Origin of the sequence: Streptomyces sp. NPDC096323 (assembly GCF_040302845.1) — a bacterium.
GTDB lineage: Bacteria > Actinomycetota > Actinomycetes > Streptomycetales > Streptomycetaceae > Streptomyces.
Genome location: NZ_JBEOSI010000009.1, coordinates 350847 through 369674 on the forward strand (window position 1 = coordinate 350847; position 18828 = coordinate 369674).

Consider the following 18828-nt stretch of genomic DNA (forward strand, 5'->3'; position numbering starts at 1 on the left):
AGTCATGCAGGCCAGGTACCAGGAGGCACCCAGAGATGTCGGACACGCAGACCGGCGCAGCGCAGCGCGGGGAGCAGATCCTCGAGGTCTTCGACACCGCTTTCGGTGAGCTGCTGGCCGCTGACCCGACGGCCTTCCGTGTGAAGTTCCGGAAGATGGCCGCGTCGGCCTTCGCGTTCTACCGGGGCACGGCCTGCCTCTTCTACAACGACCTGGAGGGGGAGCGGCACGGCGGCCCGTATCTCGACGAGCGCACCGGCCGGGTGTGGATCCACGGTGATCTCCACGCGGAGAACTTCGGCACGTACATGGATGCCAACGGGCGCCTGATCTTCAACGTGAACGACTTCGACGAAGCCTATGTGGGCCCCTTCACCTGGGACCTCAAGCGCTTCGCCGCCTCCGTCGCCCTGATCGGTTACGCGAAGGCGCTGGGCGACGACCAGATCACCGAGCTGGTCCGGGTCTACGCGGCGGCCTACCGCGAGCGGATCCACGCGCTGGCGACGGGCGCGAAGAACGACGAGGTGCCGCCGTTCACGCTGGACACCGCCGAGGGGCCGCTCCTGGAGGCCCTGCGGGACGCCCGGTCGCTGACCCGGTTCTCGCTGCTGGACTCGATGACCGAGATCCGTGACTTCGAGCGCAGGTTCACGGAGGGCGGCGGCTCGATCGACCTCGACGCGGCGACGCGCTACAAGGTCCTCGCCGCCTTCGACGGCTATCTGGAGACGCTGCCGGAGTCGAGCCTGACCCGCCCGGACTCCTACCGGGTCAAGGACGTCGTGGGCCGTCGCGGGATCGGCATCGGATCGGCCGGGCTGCCCTCGTACAACATCCTTCTGGAGGGCAACAGCGACGCCCTGGAGAACGATGTCGTGATCTATCTCAAGCAGGCGCAGACCCCCGCCGTCTCCCGGCACATCACGGACTCGGCGGTGCGGGACTACTTCCAGCACGAGGGGCACCGCACGGTGATCTCGCAGCGGGCCCTGCAGGCGCACGCCGACCCGTGGCTGGGCTGGACCGAGCTGGACGGGGCCGGGCAGCTGGTCGCCGAGGTGTCGCCGTACGCGGTCGATCTGGACTGGTCGGACATCGACGAGCCCGAGGAGATCGCGGCGGTCGTCGCGGACCTCGGCCGGGCGACGGCGACGATGCACTCCGCGGCGGACGACGAGAGCGGCCACTCCCTGGTGCCGTTCTCCACGGAGCGGGCGATCGACGCGGCGATCGCGGCGGACGAGGAGGGCTTCGGGGACCTGCTGGTGGACTTCGCCCACAGCTACGGGGCCCGGGCGCGGGCGGACCACCAGATCTTCGTGGACCTGTTCCGCAACGGCCGCATCCCGGGGCTGTAGGGAGCCGGCAAGGGCCCTGTGTAAGCCTTCCCACAGCACAGCGGACCTTTAGGGCTGGCCTACAGGTTCCCATGCGACACTCCCTGACGATGGATATCTCCGGGACGCAGCTCAGGGTCGTACGCGCCGCGCTTTTCACCGCGCTCGTCGTGACGCTCTCCGCTGCCTCCCATGTGCTGCTCTCCCGGGTCGCGCTGCCGCTGACCCTCGTCGCCGTGCTGGCCGGCGCCGTGTTCGCGCTGGCCTACGCGCTGGCCGGCCGGGAGCGCGGTTTCGGGGCCATCGCCGGGCTGCTCGTACCGCTGGAGCTGGCCGCGGACACCGTCTTCACCACCGGCCAGCATCTCTGTTACGGCGCGGCGGGCGGCCCGATCGCGGGTCCCTTGCGGTCGGTCGGCATCGACGCCCTGTGCGGCGGCGGTGACGTCGGGCCGGGCGCGGGGGGCCTCGGCAGCGTCGGCGAGGTGGGCACCCCGCTGGCGTCTGTGGCCGCGGGCGGCCATGGCGCGGCCGCGCTGCTGGCCTCCCCCGGCCCGCTGGTGCCGTGGCTGCTGCTGGCCGCTCACGTGACGGTCGGGCTGCTGGCCGCCGCCTGGCTGCATCGCGGCGAGAGGGCGCTGGCCGGGCTGCTGGGCGCGTTCGCCCTGCTGGCGTTCCGGCCGCTGCTGATCGCGGTGGCCGTGGCGGGGGCGGTCCGCCGCTCCGTACGCCTCAAGGGCCGCACCGCCGGAGCCGGCCCGCACCTGCTCGTCCACGCCCGTCTGCTGGTGCACTCCGTGGGACGGAGGGGACCGCCGCGCTCGGCCTGCGCCACCGCCTGAGCACGCGAGTCCCCGACGACGTACGACCACGCACCCCACGGAGAACCGATCATGAGCAACCGCAACAGCCAGGCCAACAAGTCCGCCGCCCGCGAGCGGCTGCGCGTCGAGCGCGAGCGCCAGGCCAAGAAGGACCGCACCCGCCGGCAGGTCGTCGTCGGCGTCTCGGTGGTCGCCACCCTGGCGATCGTCGGCGGCGGCGCCTACGGCGTGATGCAGCTGAACAAGCCCGGCCACTGGGAAGCGGCCAAGGACGCGAAGAACATCACCGCCCCGAAGAACACCTCGGGCGAGAACGGCACGACCGTCGTGGTCGGCAAGTCGACCGCCAAGAAGACGCTGGAGCTGTACGAGGACTCCCGCTGCCCGATCTGCGCGACCTTCGAGCAGACCGTCGGCGAGACCGTCCACAAGGACATCGACGCCGGCAAGTACAAGGTCAAGTACGTCGGTGCCACGTTCATCGACAACAGCGACAACGGCGAGGGTTCGAAGAACGCCCTGAGCGCGCTGGGCGCGGCCCTCGACGTCAGCCCCGAGGCCTTCCTCGACTACAAGTACGCCCTGTACTCCGCGAAGTACCACCCGCAGGAGACGGAGGACAAGTTCAAGGACGACGCGTACCTGATCAAGGTCGCCGACACGGTGGACGCGCTCAAGGGCAACAAGGCCTTCCAGAAGAAGGTCAAGGACGGCACGTACGACGCCTGGGCGATGAAGATGTCCGCCACCTTCGACAAGAGCGGCGTCGAGGGCACTCCGACGCTGAAGATGGACGGCAAGACGCTCACCGGTTCGGACAACAAGAACGCCCCGATGACGGTGGCGGACTTCAACACCGCGATCACGGCCGCGCTGAAGGCCTGATCCGCCCGGTCCCGGACGAACGGGCAGGTGAACCCGCCGGGTTCACCTGCCCGTTCGCGTCTCCCGGGCGTGCGGACCATCGGGATCCAGCCACCGCGGGGCGTGTTGACGGCGGATGACAGGGTTGCTTCGGGCGGCGTTCCGGACGGATCCAATGCGGACACACCGGCCATGGGAACGGCCGGTACATGTCGTTCGTGTCTCAAACTTCGGAACGGGCAGAAGATTTTCTTCCCGTTGTCCCGGTCTGCACCATGAATGATTGGGCCGGATCGATTCTCCCCCAGGTGTGACATGCGCACGTAATCTCCCCGGCGGCGGGTGAGGAAATCCCTCCCCCACACATCCGCGAGGAGTCCCTGTGCGCACTCTTGCTCGTATATCACCGCGTATGCGTCACCGTGCGATCGGCACCGCCGTCCTGGCCGGAACCCTGGCCCTGGCACCCCTCACCGTCTCCTCCGGCGCCACCGCCGCTTCCGGCAAGGCCTCCGCGGCCGCGTCGGCCGAGGCCTGCGCCGACGCCCCGGCCGGCGCCGCCGCGCGCCAGTCCCGCCCCTCGGGCCCGCAGCACGCCGCGGATCCCAACGAGCTCACCACCGCCCAGGCCGCGGCCATCGACAAGCAGCTGAAGCAGAGAGTCGCCGAGCGCAGGCTCACCGGCTCCACGCTCGCCGCCGGCGCGACGATCCCGGTCTACTTCCACGTCATCCACTCCGGCACCACGGGCAAGCTCACCTCGGGCGACATCAGCAGCCAGATGAGCGTGCTGAACTCGGCGTACAGCGGCCAGGGCACCGGCAACACCCCCACCGGCTTCCAGTTCTCCCTGGCGGGCACCGACTACACGGACAACGCCTCCTGGTACAACCTCTCCTCGGGCTCGTCGGCCGAGAAGGCCATGAAGACGGCCCTGCGCAAGGGCGGCAAGAACGCGCTCAACGTCTACACCGCCAACCTCGGCGGCGGACTGCTCGGCTGGGCGACCTTCCCCAGCTCCTACAACTCCAGCCCGTCCATGGACGGCGTCGTGATCCTGGACGCCTCGCTGCCGGGCGGCTCGGCCTCCAACTACGACGAGGGCGACACCGCCACGCACGAGGTCGGCCACTGGATGGGGCTCTACCACACGTTCCAGGGCGGCTGTAACGGCAACGGCGACTACGTCACCGACACCCCCGCCGAGAAGAGCGCCGCGTTCGAGTGCCCGACCGGGCGCGACACCTGCGCCAACAAGACGGGCGTGGACCCGATCCACAACTTCATGGACTACACGTACGACGCCTGCATGTACCAGTTCACCGCGGGCCAGGTGCAGCGGATGAGCGACAGCTGGACCGCGTACCGCGGCTGATCCCGCTCCGTCACACCCGAGGGGCCCCGCGCCGATTCCGGCGCGGGGCCCCTCATGTGCTCACAGGGTGGCGAGAAAGCCGATCGCGACCTTCCAGGCCAGCTCGGCCGACGCCTGGTCGAAGTCCGGCAGCTCGGGGTCGGTGAACAGATGCCCGGCGCCGGGGTAGCGGTAGACCTCGACATCCGCCCCGGTCCGCTGCATCTGCAGGTACCACGAGTTCAGCCAGTCGTGCGTCTCGAACGGGTCCGGGTCGGCGACGTGCAGCTGTACGGGCAGCTCGTCCACGGAGGCGTTCTCGGCGATGTCCGAGGTGCCGTGGAACAGCAGCAGCCCGCGCGCCTTCGCGTCCCCGAGCGCCAGGGTCTGGGCGACGGAGGCCCCGAGCGAGAAGCCGACGTAGACCAGCCCGCGGTCGGAGTAGGGCGCCGCGGCCAGCACGGCACGCTTCAGCAGCTCCTCCTTGCCCGTCTCCTCCTTGAAGGCCAGCCCCTCCTCCACGGTTTCGAAGGTGTGTCCCCCGAAGAGATCGGGCACGTGCACCTCATGCCCGGCGGCGCGCAACCGGTCGGCGGCCGCGTGCACCGCGGGGCGCAGACCGTACGTCGAGTGGAAAAGCATGATGTTCATGAGGCCCATGGTGCCAGTTACCTTCGAAAGGACGGCGAGCGACAGCTTGGAGAGCCACAGCATGGAGAACGTACTGCGCCCGCTGATCGTGCTCGGCGGTTCGGCCCTGATCACGGTGGTGGTGGCCTGGCTGCTCGACCTGCTGCTGAGACGCGCCGACGGGCGGCACCACGAGACGCCGCTGTGGGGTCTGCTGCGGCGCTGCCGGGTGCCGTTCCAGCTGACGCTGGGCGCGGCTCTGCTGCGGGGCACGTACACCCACACCGGGCTCGACGTGGTCGCCGGCCACCGGGCCGGCATCGGGCAGGTGCTGACGCTGGTCCTGATCGGGGCGTCGGCCTGGCTGGTGGTGCGGATCGCCGTCGCGGTGGTGGACTCCGTGTACGCGCGCTACGCGGCGAGCACCCGCGATCCGGCGCGGGTGCGCCGGGTGCGGACGCAGGTCACGCTGATCCAGCGGGTGGTCATCGCCATCGTGACGACCGTCGCGGTCGCCGCGATGCTCCTGACCTTCCCCGCCATGCAGACCGTCGGCACCTCGATGCTCGCCTCGGCCGGCGTGCTCGGCATCGTCGCGGGTGTCGCGGCCCAGTCCACGCTCGGCAACCTCTTCGCGGGCCTGCAGATCGCCTTCGGCGACATGGTGCGCATCGGCGACACGGTGGTGGTGGACGGCGAGTGGGGCACGATCGAGGAGATCACGCTGACCTTCCTCACGGTCCGGACCTGGGACGAGCGGCGGATCACGATGCCGGTCTCCTACTTCACCAGCAACCCGTTCGAGAACTGGTCGCGCGGCGGGGTGCAGATGACCGGCTCGGTCTTCTTCCACCTCGACCACGCGGCGCCCGTCGCCGCGATGCGCGAGCGGCTGCGGGACATCCTCGGCGAGTGCGCCGCCTGGGACGGCCGGGACTGGTCGCTGGCCGTCACCGACACCACGGCGTCCACGATCCAGGTGCGCGCGGTGGTCACGGCGAAGGACGCGGACGACATCTGGACGGTGCGCTGCGCGGTCCGGGAGCAGCTGATCGGCTGGCTGCGCGACCACCATCCGTACGCGCTGCCGCGGATCGCCACGGCCCCCGCGGCGCTGCCGCCCGGTGACGTATGGCCGACGGTGGACGGGGTGGACGGAGCGGACGAGAAGCCGGCGGGCTGGGGCAGGGCGCCGCGCACCGGACGCGGCTGAGCGCAGGGGGCGCGGTCAGCGCAGGCTGCGTACGTCCAGCTGCCGCAGCACCCGGTCGACCACCTCGGGATCCGAGCCGGCCTCGTTGCGCGCCGAGAGCACCGCGTGGCGGGCGGCCGACATCATCTCGCGCTGGACGCGGCTGACCTCCTTGTACCGCTGGGCGCGCTGGGCGTACGCCTCGCGCCGTTCGCTGTCGACCATGTCGGGGCTGATCCGCGCGCCCACGTCGTAGGCCAGCCGCTTAAGGCGCTCCGTGACGTCCTCGGGGAACTCCTGGGTCTCCTGGATCTCCTTCAGCCGACGCTTGGCCGCCTTCGTGGCGCGGATCGCGAGCTCCCTCTCCAGCGCGGCCTCGGCGTCCGTGTCGGCGCGCACTCCCAGCCGGCGCACCAGCCAGGGCAGGGTGAGGCCCTGGAAGACCAGGGTGACCATGATCACGGCAAAGGCGATGAAGACGATCTCGTCGCGGCCGGGGAAGGGCTTGCCGTCGTCCGTCTTCAGCGGGATGGCGAGGGCGAGGGCGACGGAGGCCACGCCGCGCATCCCCGCCCACCACATGATCACGGTCTCCCGCCAGCCGGCGGGGATGTCCTCGCTCACGTCGCGGCGGCTGTGCAGCCGCTTGGTCAGCCAGGCCGCGGGGAGCAGATACAGCAGGCGTACGCCGATGACGACGGCGACGACGGACAGGGCCCAGCCGGCCATCCGCAGCCCACGTCCGTCGGCGGTCCCGAAGACGTTGTGCAGTTCGAGGCCGATCAGCCCGAAGGCGACACCGGTGACGAGGGTGTCGACGATCTCCCAGAAGGTGCGGCCGGTGAGCCGGCCGAGGACGTCGTCGGCGTCGGCGGTGTGCTCGGCGAGGAAGAGGGCGGTGGTCAGGACGGCGAGCACGCCGGAGCCCTTCAGTTCCTCGGCGAGCACGTAGCTGACGAACGGCACCAGCAGGGTCAGGCCGACCTGGAGGGTGGCGTCGTCCAGCAGGTTCATGAGTTTGATGGTGAGCCAGCCGAGCGCGAACCCGACCGCGACGGCGACGACGGCGGACAGGGCCAGCAGCCCGAAGGCCTCGGGCAGCGAGAAGGTGCCGCTGACGGCTGCGGCGATCGCCACGTGGTAGAGCACGATCGCGGTCACGTCGTTGAACAGCCCCTCGCCCTCCAGGATGGAGATGAGCCGGCGGGGCAGCCCGACCGATCCGGCGACGGCGGTGGCCGCGACCGGGTCGGGCGGGGCGACGAGCGCGCCCAGCGCGACGGCCGCCGCGAGGGGCAGCCCGGGGACGACCGCGTGGGCCACCGCGGCAACGGCCGCCGTCGTGACGAAGACCAGCGCCACGGCCAGCAGGAAGATCGGCCGTTTGTTGGCGGCGAACTGGCTCCAGGAGGTGCGCTGCACGGAGGCGTAGAGCAGCGGGGGCAGCAGCGCGGGGAGAATGATCTCGGGCGGGATGTCCACGTTCGGTACGAAGCTGACGAAGGCCATCCCGACGCCCACGAGCGTCATCAGCACCGGCGCCGGAAGCCCCAGCCGGTCCCCGAGCGGCACCGTGACCACGGCTCCGAGCAACAGCAGGAGCAGCAGTGCCATCTGGTCCACGGGGCGCCTTCCGGAGCGGGCCGAGCCGGCCTCGGTGACCGGCCGGACTGGGCCCAAGCCTGCCACGCAGACCCCGGACACTCCGGACAACGCCGCCTGATCCGGCCCGATCCGAACGGAAGGTTCCAAGCGTCCGCAGCCCGGCGCGAGGAGAGGCCCTACGCCTTCACGGCCCGGCGCGAGGAGACGCCTACGCCTTCACGGCCCGGCGCGAGGAGAGGCCCTACGCCCTACGCGTCCACGGCCCGGCGCATCGCCCGGTGCGGGATGCCCGCGTCCGGGAACTCGGGGCCGTAGGCCGCGTAGCCGAGCCGCTCGTAGAAGCCGAGCGCATGCGTCTGGGCGTGCAGGTCGACGGCCGACAGGCCGAGTCCGCGGGCGGCGTCCTCGATGGCCCGCACCAGGGCCGCGCCGACGCCGAGGCCGCGCGCCTCCTTGGTCACGGCGAGCCGGCCGAGCGAGCCGACGGCGGGATCGCCGCCGGTCTTCGCCGCCACGGCCGGGCCGTGCAGCAGCCGCCCGGTGCCGAGCGCCGTGCCGTCCTCCGCGACGGCGATGACGTGGACCGCGTCCGCGTCGTAGGAGTCGTACTCGATCTCCTCCGGCACGTTCTGCTCGCCGACGAAGACGTCCCTGCGGATCCGGAAGCAGGCGGCACGGTCCTGCTCACCGGTGACCGTGCGGGTGGTGTAGGAGGTCATTCGCTCTCTGCCGCGATCCTGTCGAGGGCCTGCTGGAGGTCGTCGGGGTAGGTGCTGGCGAACTCCACCCAGCTGCCGTCCGACGGGTGCTCGAAGCCGAGCCGGACCGCGTGCAGCCACTGCCGGGTCAGGCCGAGGCGCTTGGCCATGGTCGGGTCGGCGCCGTAGGTCAGGTCGCCGACGCAGGGGTGGCGGTGGGCGGACATGTGCACCCGGATCTGGTGGGTGCGGCCCGTCTCCAGCTTGATGTCCAGGAGGCTGGCGGCGCGGTAGGCCTCGATGAGGTCGTAGTGCGTCACGGAGGGCTTGCCCTCGGCGACGACGGCCCACTTGTAGTCGTGGGTGGGGTGGCGTCCGATGGGGGCGTCGATGGTGCCGCTCATCGGGTCCGGGTGACCCTGGACCAGCGCGTGGTACTTCTTGTCGACGACCCGGTCGCGGAACTGGGCCTTCAGCAGCGTGTAGGCGCGCTCGGACTTGGCGACGACCATCAGCCCGGAGGTGCCGACGTCGAGGCGGTGCACGATGCCCTGGCGTTCGGCGGCGCCCGAGGTGGAGATGCGGTACCCCGCCGCGGCGAGGCCGCCGATGACGGTGGTGCCGGTCCAGCCGGGACTCGGGTGCGCGGCGACGCCGACCGGCTTCATGATCACGACGATGTCGTCGTCGTCGTGGACGATCTCCATGCCCTCGACGGGCTCGGCGACGATCTGAACCGGAGCGGGAGCCTGCGGCATCTCCACTTCCAGCCAGGCACCGCCCCGCACCCGCTCGGACTTCCCGACCACCGAACCGTCCACCTGCACCTTCCCGGCGGCGGCCAGCTCTGCGGCCTTGGTGCGGGAGAAGCCGAACATGCGGGAGATGGCGGCGTCGACGCGCTCGCCTTCCAGGCCATCGGGGACGGGCAGGGTGCGGACCTCGGGTTGCGTACTCACCTGTCGAGTATGCCTTGTCGCGGCCGGCGGCCGGACCGGCCCAGGACCTTGGGCACGACTCAGTCCTTGTGGACGGTGCCGTCGGGGTCGAGGCCCTTGAAGGAGAGCAGCACGATCAGGATGCCGCCGCAGACGATCGCGGAGTCCGCCAGGTTGAAGACGGCGAAGTGCGCCGGGGCGATGAAGTCCACCACCGCGCCCTCGAAGACACCGGGCGAGCGGAAGACGCGGTCGGTGAGGTTGCCGAGGGCGCCGCCGAGCAGCAGGCCGAGCGCGATCGCCCAGGGCAGGCTGTACAGCTTGCGCGCGAGCCGGGCGATCACCACGATGACGGTCGCCGCGATGATGGTGAAGATGATCGTGAAGGCCTCGCCGAGGCCGAAGGCGGCCCCCGCGTTGCGGATCGCGTCGAGCCGGAGCCAGTCGCCGAAGATCTCGATCGGCTCGTGGTGCTCCAGCTTCGCGACCACGAGCATCTTGCTGCCGAGGTCGAGCAGGTAGGCGAGGACGGCGACGCAGAAGAGCAGGACGATCCGGCGACGGCGCGTGGCCGGCGACCGGTCGACCGTGCTCCCGCCGTCCCCGGCGTCCTGGCCGTCCGGCCCGACGGACTCGGGGGAGCCGCTCGCCTCCGGCTTCTCCGGCCCGGCTCCCTCGTGTCCCTCGGCCTCGGGGATGTCCGGCGTACCGATGATGCGCTCCGCCTCTGCCACGTGAGTCCCTCAACCTAGTTCCCGACTGAGGACGAGGGTACGACACACCGTCCGGGATCAGCCGCGCCGCTCCTGCTTCTGTTTGTCCTCGACGCAGAGCGTGGCCCGGGGGAAGGCCTGCATCCGTGCCTTGCCGATCGGCTTGCCGCAGATCTCGCAGAGTCCGTACGTGCCCGCGTCGAGCCGGGCCAGTGCCCGTTCGGTCTGCTCCAGCATCTCCTGGGCGTTGGCGGCGAGCGACATCTCGTGTTCGCGGGTGATGTTCTTGGTGCCGGTGTCCGCCTCGTCGTCACCCGCCCCGTCGCCGGAGTCGCGCATCAGCCCGGCCAGCGCCAGGCCCGACGCCTCCAGCTCGTTGCGCAGCCGCGTGATCTCGCCGGTCAGCTCGGTGTGGGCGGCGGCGACCTCCTCTTGCGTCCAGGGGTCCTCTCCCGGCCGTACGGCCAGTTCCCCGGGGGCTGTCGCCGCGGCCCGCGCCGGGGGCACGGGCGCCGTGCTCCGGCCGGCCGTCCGGGTCCTGGCCGCGCTCTTCTTGGCTACCACCGTGTGGGCTCCCGTCTCCTCGGCGGCCTCGGCCGCCCCTGTGGCCGCGTCGGCGGCCTTCTTCGAAGGCTTCCCGGCCGTGGTCTTCTTCGCGGCGGCCTTCTTGGCCGCCGTCTTCCTGGCCGCGGTCTTCTTCGCGGCCGACTTCTTGGCGGCCTTCTTCGTGGTCGTGGCGGCGGCGGTCTCCTCGGCCGTGTGATCCGGCCCGGTCCGCGTGTCCGCGTCCGAGCCGCCGTCCCGGCCGGACTCTTCCGTCATCTCCGCGGCTGCCGCGCCCGTGGATGTCGCTGACGCCGTCTTGTCTGCGGCGGTCTTCTTCGCCACCATGGCCGCGGCCCCTTCACGCATTGTGATCTTGCTCGCGAGTCGTGCTGGGACGATAAATCGGCCCCAGCCCCGCGGCAACGGGGCACGCCGCCGCATCGCCCCTCCCCGTGTCCGGATCACCGCTCGCCTGAAACCGTTGTGCCCAGCTCCCCGCCCGGTAATCCGCCTTCCGCCGGCCCGCCGGGGCGGCGGAAGGATCCGGGACGCCCCGTCTGGCCATTCGGGTCACGCCCGGGCCGCCGGAAATCCGGTCGGCCGCCGCCCCCGCGGGCCCGTACACTGGCCTCAGCGAGAGGCATGGATGGGACGAGTAGCGTCGTACGCAGCCCAGAGCGACCCGGGGACGGTGGAAGCCCGGGGGCGAGCGCGCCGCGAAGATCACCCCGGAGCCGCCGGAAGAACGCCTGGGACAGTGGGCACCGCCCACGGGCCCCGGGCCGGTAGAACCGGCATCGCACCCCAATGAGGGGGCCACGGGCGGCACGTCCGGGGCCAAGGAGGGTGGTACCGCGGGATCCGGCATCGGTTCTCGTCCCTCCGACGGAAGTGGAAAACGTCCGCCGGAGGAAGCCCGTATGACATCGCCGCAGTACCGCCAGGTACCCGCCCAGGTCGACCTGCCCGCGCTGGAGCACGCCGTGCTCGACTTCTGGCGCGAGAACAAGGTCTTCGACCGGAGCCTCGAACAGTCCGAGGGCCGCCCCGAGTGGGTCTTCTACGAGGGCCCGCCCACCGCCAACGGCATGCCGGGCGCCCACCACATCGAGGCCCGCGTCTTCAAGGACGTCTTCCCGCGCTTCCGCACCATGCAGGGCTACCACGTCGGCCGCAAGGCCGGCTGGGACTGTCATGGTCTGCCGGTCGAGCTCGCGGTCGAGAAGGAGCTGGGCTTCAACGGCAAGAAGGACATCGAGGCGTACGGCATCGCCGAGTTCAACGCCAAGTGCCGCGAGTCCGTGACCCGGCACACCGACGCCTTCACCGAGCTCACGACCCGGATGGGTTACTGGGTCGACCTCGAAGACGCGTACCGCACGATGGACCCCGAGTACGTCGAGTCCGTCTGGTGGTCGCTGAAGGAGATCTTCAACAAGGGCCTGCTCACCCAGGACCACCGTGTCGCCCCCTGGTGCCCGCGCTGCGGCACCGGCCTCTCCGACCATGAGCTGGCGCAGGGGTACGAGACGGTCGTCGACCCCTCGGTCTTCGTGCGGTTCCCGCTGACCTCCGGCCCGCTGGCGGGCGAGGCGTCCCTCCTGGTCTGGACGACGACCCCCTGGACGCTGGTCTCCAACACGGCCGTCGCCGCGCACCCCGAGGTGGAGTACGTCGTCGCGACGAACGGCGAGGAGAAACTCGTTGTCGCCCGGCCGCTCGTCGAGAAGGCGCTCGGCGAGGGCTGGGAGCTCACCGGGCAGTCCTTCACGGGCCGCGAGATGGAGCGCTGGACCTACGAGCGCCCGTTCGCGCTGGTGGACTTCCCGGCCGAGGCGCACTACGTCGTCAACGCCGAGTACGTGACGACCGAGGACGGTACGGGTCTGGTCCACCAGTCCCCCGCCTTCGGCGCCGAGGACCTCCTGGTCTGCAAGGCGTACGGCCTGCCGGTCGTCAACCCGGTCCGCCCCGACGGCACCTTCGAACAGGACGTGCCGCTGGTCGGCGGCGTCTTCTTCAAGAAGGCCGACGAGGCCCTCACCGAGGACCTGGCCGCCCGCGGCAAGCTCTTCCGGCACGTCCCGTACGAGCACAGCTATCCGCACTGCTGGCGCTGCCACACCGCGCTGCTCTACTACGCGCAGCCGTCCTGGTACATCCGCACGACCGCGGTCAAGGACCGGCTCCTCGAAGAGAACGAGAAGACCAACTGGTTCCCGGACTCGGTCAAGAACGGCCGCTACGGCGACTGGCTGAACAACAACATCGACTGGGCCCTGTCCCGCAACCGCTACTGGGGCACGCCGCTGCCGATCTGGCGCTGCGAGGACGACCACCTCACCTGCGTCGGCTCGCGCGCCGAGCTGACCGAACTCACCGGCACCGATCTGTCCGGGCTCGACCCGCACCGGCCGTTCATCGACGAGATCACGTTCACCTGCTCGCACGAGAGCTGCCAGCTGGAGGCGTACCGCGTCCCCGAGGTCATCGACGCCTGGTACGACTCGGGCTCGATGCCGTTCGCGCAGTGGGGCTACCCGTACAAGAACAAGGAAGTCTTCGAGAGCCGCTACCCGGCGCAGTTCATCTCGGAGGCCATCGACCAGACGCGCGGGTGGTTCTACACGCTGATGGCGATCGGCACGCTCGTCTTCGACAAGTCGAGTTACGAGAACGTGGTGTGCCTGGGCCACATCCTCGCCGAGGACGGCCGCAAGATGTCCAAGCACCTGGGCAACACCCTCGACCCGATCCCGCTCATGGACCAGCACGGCGCCGACGCGGTGCGCTGGTTCATGGCGGCGGGCGGCTCTCCGTGGGCGGCGCGCCGCGTCGGTCACGGCACGATCCAGGAGGTCGTCCGCAAGACGCTCCTCACGTACTGGAACACGGTCGCCTTCCAGGCCCTGTACGCCCGTACGTCGAACTGGGCGCCCTCGGCCGCCGACCCGGCACCGGCCGACCGCACGGTCCTGGACCGCTGGCTGCTGAGCGAGCTGAACGCCCTGGTGGACCAGGTCACCCAGGCGCTCGAGGGTTACGACACCCAGCGCGCCGGCAAGCTGCTGTCCTCGTTCGTCGACGACCTGTCCAACTGGTACGTACGCCGCTCCCGCCGCCGCTTCTGGCAGGGTGACAAGGCGGCGCTGCGCACCCTGCACGACGTCGTCGAGACGGTCACCCGGCTGATGGCCCCGCTGACCCCGTTCATCACCGAGCGGGTCTGGCAGGACCTGGTCACACCGGTCACCCCGGACGCCCCCGCCTCGGTGCACCTCTCCGCCTGGCCGCAGGCGGACCTGTCCGCGATCGACCCGGGCCTCTCCACGCAGATGGCCCTGGTCCGCCGCCTGGTCGAGCTGGGGCGCGCCACGCGTGCCGAGTCGGGCGTCAAGACGCGCCAGCCGCTGTCACGCGCCCTGGTCGCGGTCTCGGGCTTCGAGTCCCTCTCCCCCGAGCTGCACGGCCAGATCACGGAGGAACTGAACGTCTCCTCCCTGGCCTCCCTGTCCGAGGTGGGCGGCTCGCTGGTCGACACGACGGCGAAGGCGAACTTCCGGGCGCTGGGCAAGCGGTTCGGCAAGGGCGTCCAGGCGGTGGCGAAGGCCGTCGCGAACGCGGACGCGGCGGCGCTCTCGCTGGCTCTGCGCGAGGGCACGGCGTCGGTCGAGGTCGACGGGGAGCAGGTCGCTCTGGCCCCCGACGAGGTCATCATCACGGAGACCCCGCGCGAGGGCTGGTCGGTCGCGTCCGACTCCGGCGCGACGGTCGCCCTGGACCTGGAGATCACCCCGGAGCTGCGGCGTGCGGGCCTGGCCCGTGACGCGATCCGGCTGATCCAGGAGGCGCGCAAGAACAGCGGCCTGGACGTGGCGGACCGCATCGCCGTCCGCTGGACGTCCACGTCCCCCGCGACGGCCGAGGCCCTCACCGAGCACGCGCCGCTGATCGCGGACGAGGTCCTGGCCCTGGACTACGCCGAGGGCGAGGCGGACGACACATACGGCGCCCCGTTCGAGGACGAGGGCCTGTCCCTCACGTTCCGCCTCCGCAAGACGGAGCGGTAGCCCGCAGCGCGACGAGGGGGCCCGGCCGGACACATTCCGGCCGGGCCCCTCGCTGTTCCCCCACTCGCCCCTTCCCGTAGCCCAGGGGCTCGAGTGTCAGCCTCGCCGGCGTTTGACGCGCGGGGTCCGGGGCGGAGCCCCGGGTTCGAGAAGGGGTGGGTAGGGGAACACGCCCCGCGCAGCGGCCCCCCGCAGCCGGCCGCACCCACCCGCCGCGCACGGCAAAGGACCGGGCCCCGGGGAATCCCCGGGGCCCGGCCCTCAGCCTGCCGACGGCTACGCGCTCAGCGAGCGCGCACCGCTCAGTTGTCGTCCTCGTCGATCAGGAACCCACGCATCGGCGACGGCGCCTGCTGCATCGGCTGCGGCGCCTGCGGCCGCACCGGTGCCATCGGCTGGGTCATTGCCGGCGACATCTGCTGCTGGCCACCGTACGAGGGCCCACCGCCCATGGACGGGTTGCCGCCCATCTGCTGGTTGCCGTGACCGCCGTGGTTGCCGCCCATGGTGTGACCCATGGCACCGGCGCCGGCCGGAGCCAGCGAGGGCGACGGCGGCAGCGATGCGGCAGCCTGCGTCCGCGGCGGAGCGAGCGAGTCGTCGGCCTGGGTCTCCAGCTGACGCAGCTGGCTCTCCAGGTAGGACTTCAGACGGGTCCGGTACTCGCGCTCGAAGCCACGCAGGTCCTCGACCTTGCGCTCCAGCGTCGCGCGGGCGGATTCCAGCGAGCCCATCGCCACGCGGTGCTTCTCCTGCGCGTCCCGCTCCAGCGCGTCCGCCTTGGCACGCGCGTCGCGCTCCAGACCCTCGGCACGGCTGCGCGCCTCGCCGACGATCTTGTTGGCCTCGGAACGGGCCTCCGCGATCGCCTGGTCGGCGGTCTGCTGCGCCAGGGACAGGACACGGGCGGCGCTGTCGCCACCGGGGCCCTGCTGCTGCATCTGCGGCGGCTGCTGCTGTTGCATCTGCTGCATCTGCTGCTGCTGCGGGTTGTGCCCCATGGGGCCGCCCATCGGGCCACCCATGGGACCGCCCTGCATCGGGCCGGGGCCGTGCGGGCCCTGCGGACCGGGGCCGTGCGGACCCTGGGGTCCGTGGCCACTGGGACCGGCCGGCAGCTGGGGAGCTCCACCGGACAGCTGGGGCGGACCCATCTGCGGGGGCTGCTGCTGGACCGGCGGACCAGATATGGCGGCGGGCACAGGGGAACCGGGACGGTCCTGCGGCTCCGGCTTGCGCATGCCCTGCTGCTGCTGGTTCTGCGCGGCGGCACGCGTGGCGGCGGCCAGCTTGGCGCGCAGGTCCTCGTTCTCACGGAGCAGGCGGGTCAGCTCGGACTCGACCTCGTCGAGGAAGGCGTCAACCTCGTCCTCGTCATAGCCTTCTCGGAGGCGGACCGTCGTGAACTGCTTGTTCCGCACGTCCTCGGGGGTCAGCGGCATCTCTTCTTCACCTCTACGTAGTCGTCGGCAGTCGGCAGGACCGTATCGCTCACAGCCTGGTCACGATGCTGATCAGGATGGTCACGATGATCATCAGAACGAAGAAGGACAGGTCGAGTGCCACGCCCCCGAGGCGCAGCGGCGGAATGAACCGCCGCAGGAGCTTCAGCGGTGGATCGGTGACCGTGTAGGTCGCCTCGAGGACGACCACCATCGGCTTGCCCGGCTGCCATGAACGTGCGAACTGGAAGACGTAGTCCATGACCAGCCGGAAGATCAGCACGATGAGGAAACACATCAACGCGATGTAGACAACACTTTGTGCGACGCCCATCCTTCGCGCTTCCCTCTCCCCTGGCTCTCGTAGCTCCGGCCTCGCGGCCGGGTCGTTCCCGGTGTCGTGTTCTCAGCTCTGGTTGAAGAATCCGCCCTCTGCGATGCGGGCCTTGTCCTCCGCCGTGACATCGACGTTAGCAGGCGACAACAGGAACACCTTCTGTGTCACACGTTCAATGCTGCCATGGAGGCCGAAGACGAGTCCCGCGGCAAAGTCGACAAGTCGCTTCGCGTCCGTATCGTCCATCTCCGTGAGATTCATGATCACCGGAGTGCCCTCACGGAAGTGTTCCCCGATGGTACGGGCCTCGTTGTAGGTCCTGGGGTGCAGCGTGGTGATGCGGTACGGCTCCCGCTCGGACACGACCTTGGGCATGATCACCGGTGCGTTCTTCTCCATGTTCGGACGTTCAGGTGTGATGGATGCCACGGGGGCGATCCGGGCGGGTCGCTCTCGCTCCGCCGGGATCTGGACCGGCTCTCGCTGCGCCGGCGGCTGCACCGCTCGTACCGGTTCGTCCCGGTCCCGCTCCACCTGATGCGCGGGCTGGTGCCGGCGCCGGTCGCGCTCGGGCTCCGGCTCGGGTTCGAATTCGTCGTCGGGGTCGAACCCCGGACCGTCGTACCCATCGTCCTCCACGAGGCCGAGGTAGACCGCCATCTTGCGCATCGCGCCGGCCATGCTCTGAGTCCTCCGCTCTGTGGTGGATCGGCATCTGTCACCAAGTGCCCGCGATCCACGGTGGCCTGCCCGCCATAGGCGGTAATGACCATATTTTCTGCTGTGGTCCGACTTGCTTGGCGACGTTACCCGAGCCCGGGTCGGACTCCGAGTACCGCAGTACCGACGCGCACATGTGTCGCTCCGGCCGCAACCGCGTCCTCGAGGTCCGCACTCATCCCTGCAGAGACCATGTTCGCAGCCGGATGGTTCCCGCGCAGCCGGGATGAGAATTCCATCAGCCGGTCGAACGCGGCACGTTGCCTTCCGGCGTACGGTCCGGCAAGGGGCGCGACGGTCATCAGACCGTCCAGCCGCAGTCCGGGCGCGGACGCGACCGCGTCGGCCAACTCCTCGATCCCGTCGGGCGCGACACCGCCGCGCTCCCCCCGCTCGCCGCTCTCCGCGTCGAGCGCGACCTGGATGAGACAGCCGAGTTCGCGCCCGCCGCGGCCGGCCGCGGCGGAGAGTGCGGTCACCAGTTTCGTACGGTCCACGGACTGCACGACATCGGCATAACTCGCCACGGACCGGACCTTGTTCGTTTGCAATTGACCGACAAAGTGCCACGTGAGGGACAGATCCGCACATGCGGTGGCCTTGGGGGCCGCATCCTGGTCACGATTCTCCGCGACTTGGCGCACACCGAGTTCATGCAGGATCCGCACATCGCTCGCGGGGTAGGTCTTGGTGACCACGATGAGGGTCACCTCTTCCCGCTTGCGACCGGCGGCGGCACAGGCGGAAGCAATGCGTTCCTCCACCTGTGCCAGATTTGCGGCGAGTTGCGCCTTACGATCCGTCATGCCCTATCCGTCCAGCCAGACATATCCGGCGAGCCGCCCGGTCGTGCGGTCGCGTCGGTACGAGAAGTGGTCGCCCGATTCGAGGGTGCAGAAGGGCGACGCCTGCCGGTCGGTGACGCCGAGGTCCGCCAGTTGCGCGTGGACTCCGGCGGTGACGTCCACCGCCGGCGTGCCCCAACTGGTCTCGGACCACGAGGCGGGGACGACGGCCGCGACCTCGTCCCGCATGGCGGCGGGCACTTCGTAGCACCGGCCGCAGACGGCCGGTCCGGTGCGGGCGGTGATCCGGGAGGGATCCGCGCCGAGCCGGACCATGGCCCCGACCGCGGCGGGGACGACTCCGGCCACCAGACCGGGACGGCCCGCGTGTGCTGCCGCGACGATTCCGGCGACCGGGTCGGCGAGCAGTACGGGGGTGCAGTCGGCGGTGAGGACCGCGAGCGGGAGTCCGCGTCGCGCGGTCACCACGGCGTCCACGGCGGGGATCTCACGGCCGTCGCCCCAGGGGCCGTCGACCACGGCGACCTCCCGCCCGTGCACCTGGTTCATCCAGACGACCTGCGCCGGAGCGAATCCGCGGGCCCGGGCCGCCCGTTCCCTGTTGGCCAGGACGGCGGCGGGGTCGTCACCGACCGCGCCGCCGAGGTTGAGCTCCGCGTACGGAGCGGCGCTCACCCCGCCCCACCTGTCGGTGAAGGAGAAGTGAGCGCCGCCGTCCGAAGAAACAGAATCCTTCTTGCTCACTGAAT

General features: G+C 70.6%; 17 protein-coding genes. 6 read left to right on the forward strand and 11 right to left on the reverse strand.

The genetic code is table 11. The features are described 5' to 3' along the window. Positions 1-35: 35 nt before the first annotated feature. From ABTX18_RS25930 to ABTX18_RS25945, 4 genes are all read left to right on the forward strand, one after another. Entirely contained in the window at positions 36-1361 is a 1326-nt protein-coding gene (locus tag ABTX18_RS25930; RefSeq protein WP_352125135.1) for a DUF2252 domain-containing protein, read from the forward strand. A gap of 89 nt (positions 1362-1450) precedes the next feature. After that, positions 1451-2182 carry a hypothetical protein gene (locus tag ABTX18_RS25935; protein ID WP_352125136.1) on the forward strand — a complete coding sequence of 244 codons (732 nt, stop codon included), beginning with the start codon at positions 1451-1453 and terminating at the stop codon, positions 2180-2182. A 51-nt stretch (positions 2183-2233) separates the two neighbouring features. Continuing rightward, positions 2234-3049 carry a DsbA family protein gene (locus ABTX18_RS25940; protein ID WP_352125137.1) on the forward strand — a complete coding sequence of 272 codons (816 nt, stop codon included), beginning with the start codon at positions 2234-2236 and terminating at the stop codon, positions 3047-3049. 391 nt (positions 3050-3440) lie between these two features. Further along, entirely contained in the window at positions 3441-4403 is a 963-nt protein-coding gene (locus tag ABTX18_RS25945; protein WP_352125138.1) for a zinc metalloprotease, read from the forward strand. Between the two features lie 60 nt (positions 4404-4463). On the opposite strand, the gene ABTX18_RS25950 is transcribed toward ABTX18_RS25945, so the two are convergent. Then, positions 4464-5042, reverse strand: a complete 579-nt coding sequence (locus ABTX18_RS25950; protein ID WP_136328408.1) for a dienelactone hydrolase family protein — start codon at positions 5040-5042, stop codon at positions 4464-4466. Positions 5043-5094: 52 nt separating this feature from the next. Here ABTX18_RS25950 and ABTX18_RS25955 point away from each other — a divergent pair, with 52 nt between their 5' ends. Beyond that, complete coding sequence (locus ABTX18_RS25955; protein ID WP_352125139.1) at positions 5095-6225, forward strand: mechanosensitive ion channel family protein; 1131 nt, start codon at positions 5095-5097, stop codon at positions 6223-6225. A gap of 15 nt (positions 6226-6240) precedes the next feature. Here ABTX18_RS25955 and ABTX18_RS25960 read toward each other — a convergent pair whose 3' ends face one another. The 5 genes from ABTX18_RS25960 to ABTX18_RS25980 form a co-directional block, all read right to left on the reverse strand. Continuing rightward, on the reverse strand, positions 6241-7827 hold the full coding sequence (locus ABTX18_RS25960) for a Na+/H+ antiporter (RefSeq protein ID WP_352125140.1): 1587 nt from the start codon (positions 7825-7827) through the stop codon (positions 6241-6243). A 230-nt stretch (positions 7828-8057) separates the two neighbouring features. Next, positions 8058-8528: a GNAT family N-acetyltransferase gene (locus tag ABTX18_RS25965; RefSeq protein WP_352125141.1), complete on the reverse strand. Its 471-nt coding sequence runs from the start codon at positions 8526-8528 to the stop codon at positions 8058-8060. Next, entirely contained in the window at positions 8525-9466 is a 942-nt protein-coding gene (locus ABTX18_RS25970; RefSeq protein WP_352125142.1) for an RluA family pseudouridine synthase, read from the reverse strand. Before ABTX18_RS25970 ends, ABTX18_RS25965 begins: the two co-directional genes overlap by 4 nt. Positions 9467-9525: 59 nt before the next feature. Continuing rightward, the gene (gene lspA / locus ABTX18_RS25975) at positions 9526-10179 is read right to left on the reverse strand and encodes a signal peptidase II (RefSeq protein WP_352125143.1); all 654 of its coding nucleotides are present in this window, start codon (positions 10177-10179) and stop codon (positions 9526-9528) included. Between the two features lie 57 nt (positions 10180-10236). Then, positions 10237-11049, reverse strand: a complete 813-nt coding sequence (locus tag ABTX18_RS25980; RefSeq protein WP_352125144.1) for a TraR/DksA family transcriptional regulator — start codon at positions 11047-11049, stop codon at positions 10237-10239. Positions 11050-11624: 575 nt separating this feature from the next. Between ABTX18_RS25980 and ileS the strand changes: the two genes are divergently transcribed. Then, the gene (ileS, locus tag ABTX18_RS25985; protein WP_352125145.1) at positions 11625-14774 is read left to right on the forward strand and encodes an isoleucine--tRNA ligase; all 3150 of its coding nucleotides are present in this window, start codon (positions 11625-11627) and stop codon (positions 14772-14774) included. Between the two features lie 302 nt (positions 14775-15076). Here the strand turns inward: ileS and ABTX18_RS25990 are convergent, their stop codons facing one another. The 5 genes from ABTX18_RS25990 to pgeF all read right to left on the reverse strand — a co-directional run bounded on the left by ABTX18_RS25990 (position 15077) and on the right by pgeF (position 18823). Further along, positions 15077-16216, reverse strand: a complete 1140-nt coding sequence (locus ABTX18_RS25990; protein ID WP_352125146.1) for a DivIVA domain-containing protein — start codon at positions 16214-16216, stop codon at positions 15077-15079. Between the two features lie 49 nt (positions 16217-16265). After that, entirely contained in the window at positions 16266-16550 is a 285-nt protein-coding gene (locus tag ABTX18_RS25995) for a YggT family protein (protein ID WP_352125147.1), read from the reverse strand. A gap of 72 nt (positions 16551-16622) precedes the next feature. Then, entirely contained in the window at positions 16623-17234 is a 612-nt protein-coding gene (locus ABTX18_RS26000; RefSeq protein WP_352125148.1) for a cell division protein SepF, read from the reverse strand. 125 nt (positions 17235-17359) lie between these two features. Next, positions 17360-18079 carry a YggS family pyridoxal phosphate-dependent enzyme gene (locus ABTX18_RS26005; RefSeq protein ID WP_352125149.1) on the reverse strand — a complete coding sequence of 240 codons (720 nt, stop codon included), beginning with the start codon at positions 18077-18079 and terminating at the stop codon, positions 17360-17362. 3 nt (positions 18080-18082) lie between these two features. Continuing rightward, positions 18083-18823 (reverse strand): peptidoglycan editing factor PgeF, encoded by a 741-nt coding sequence (gene pgeF / locus ABTX18_RS26010; RefSeq protein ID WP_503061207.1) that lies wholly within the window; start codon positions 18821-18823, stop codon positions 18083-18085. Positions 18824-18828 lie beyond the last annotated feature (5 nt).

Bases quoted from the DNA above. Each gene is read 5' to 3' on its own strand.
- ABTX18_RS25930 (WP_352125135.1), top strand. From the start codon at position 36: ATGTCGGACACGCAGACCGGCGCAGCGCAGCGCGGGGAGCAGATCCTC.
- ABTX18_RS25935 (WP_352125136.1), top strand. From the start codon at position 1,451: ATGGATATCTCCGGGACGCAGCTCAGGGTCGTACGCGCCGCGCTTTTC.
- ABTX18_RS25940 (WP_352125137.1), top strand. From the start codon at position 2,234: ATGAGCAACCGCAACAGCCAGGCCAACAAGTCCGCCGCCCGCGAGCGG.
- ABTX18_RS25945 (WP_352125138.1), top strand. From the start codon at position 3,441: ATGCGTCACCGTGCGATCGGCACCGCCGTCCTGGCCGGAACCCTGGCC.
- ABTX18_RS25950 (WP_136328408.1), bottom strand. From the start codon at position 5,042: ATGGGCCTCATGAACATCATGCTTTTCCACTCGACGTACGGTCTGCGC.
- ABTX18_RS25955 (WP_352125139.1), top strand. From the start codon at position 5,095: ATGGAGAACGTACTGCGCCCGCTGATCGTGCTCGGCGGTTCGGCCCTG.
- ABTX18_RS25965 (WP_352125141.1), bottom strand. From the start codon at position 8,528: ATGACCTCCTACACCACCCGCACGGTCACCGGTGAGCAGGACCGTGCC.
- ABTX18_RS25980 (WP_352125144.1), bottom strand. From the start codon at position 11,049: ATGGTGGCGAAGAAGACCGCCGCAGACAAGACGGCGTCAGCGACATCC.
- ileS (WP_352125145.1), top strand. From the start codon at position 11,625: ATGACATCGCCGCAGTACCGCCAGGTACCCGCCCAGGTCGACCTGCCC.
- ABTX18_RS25990 (WP_352125146.1), bottom strand. From the start codon at position 16,216: ATGCCGCTGACCCCCGAGGACGTGCGGAACAAGCAGTTCACGACGGTC.
- ABTX18_RS25995 (WP_352125147.1), bottom strand. From the start codon at position 16,550: ATGGGCGTCGCACAAAGTGTTGTCTACATCGCGTTGATGTGTTTCCTC.
- ABTX18_RS26000 (WP_352125148.1), bottom strand. From the start codon at position 17,234: ATGGCCGGCGCGATGCGCAAGATGGCGGTCTACCTCGGCCTCGTGGAG.
- ABTX18_RS26005 (WP_352125149.1), bottom strand. From the start codon at position 18,079: ATGACGGATCGTAAGGCGCAACTCGCCGCAAATCTGGCACAGGTGGAG.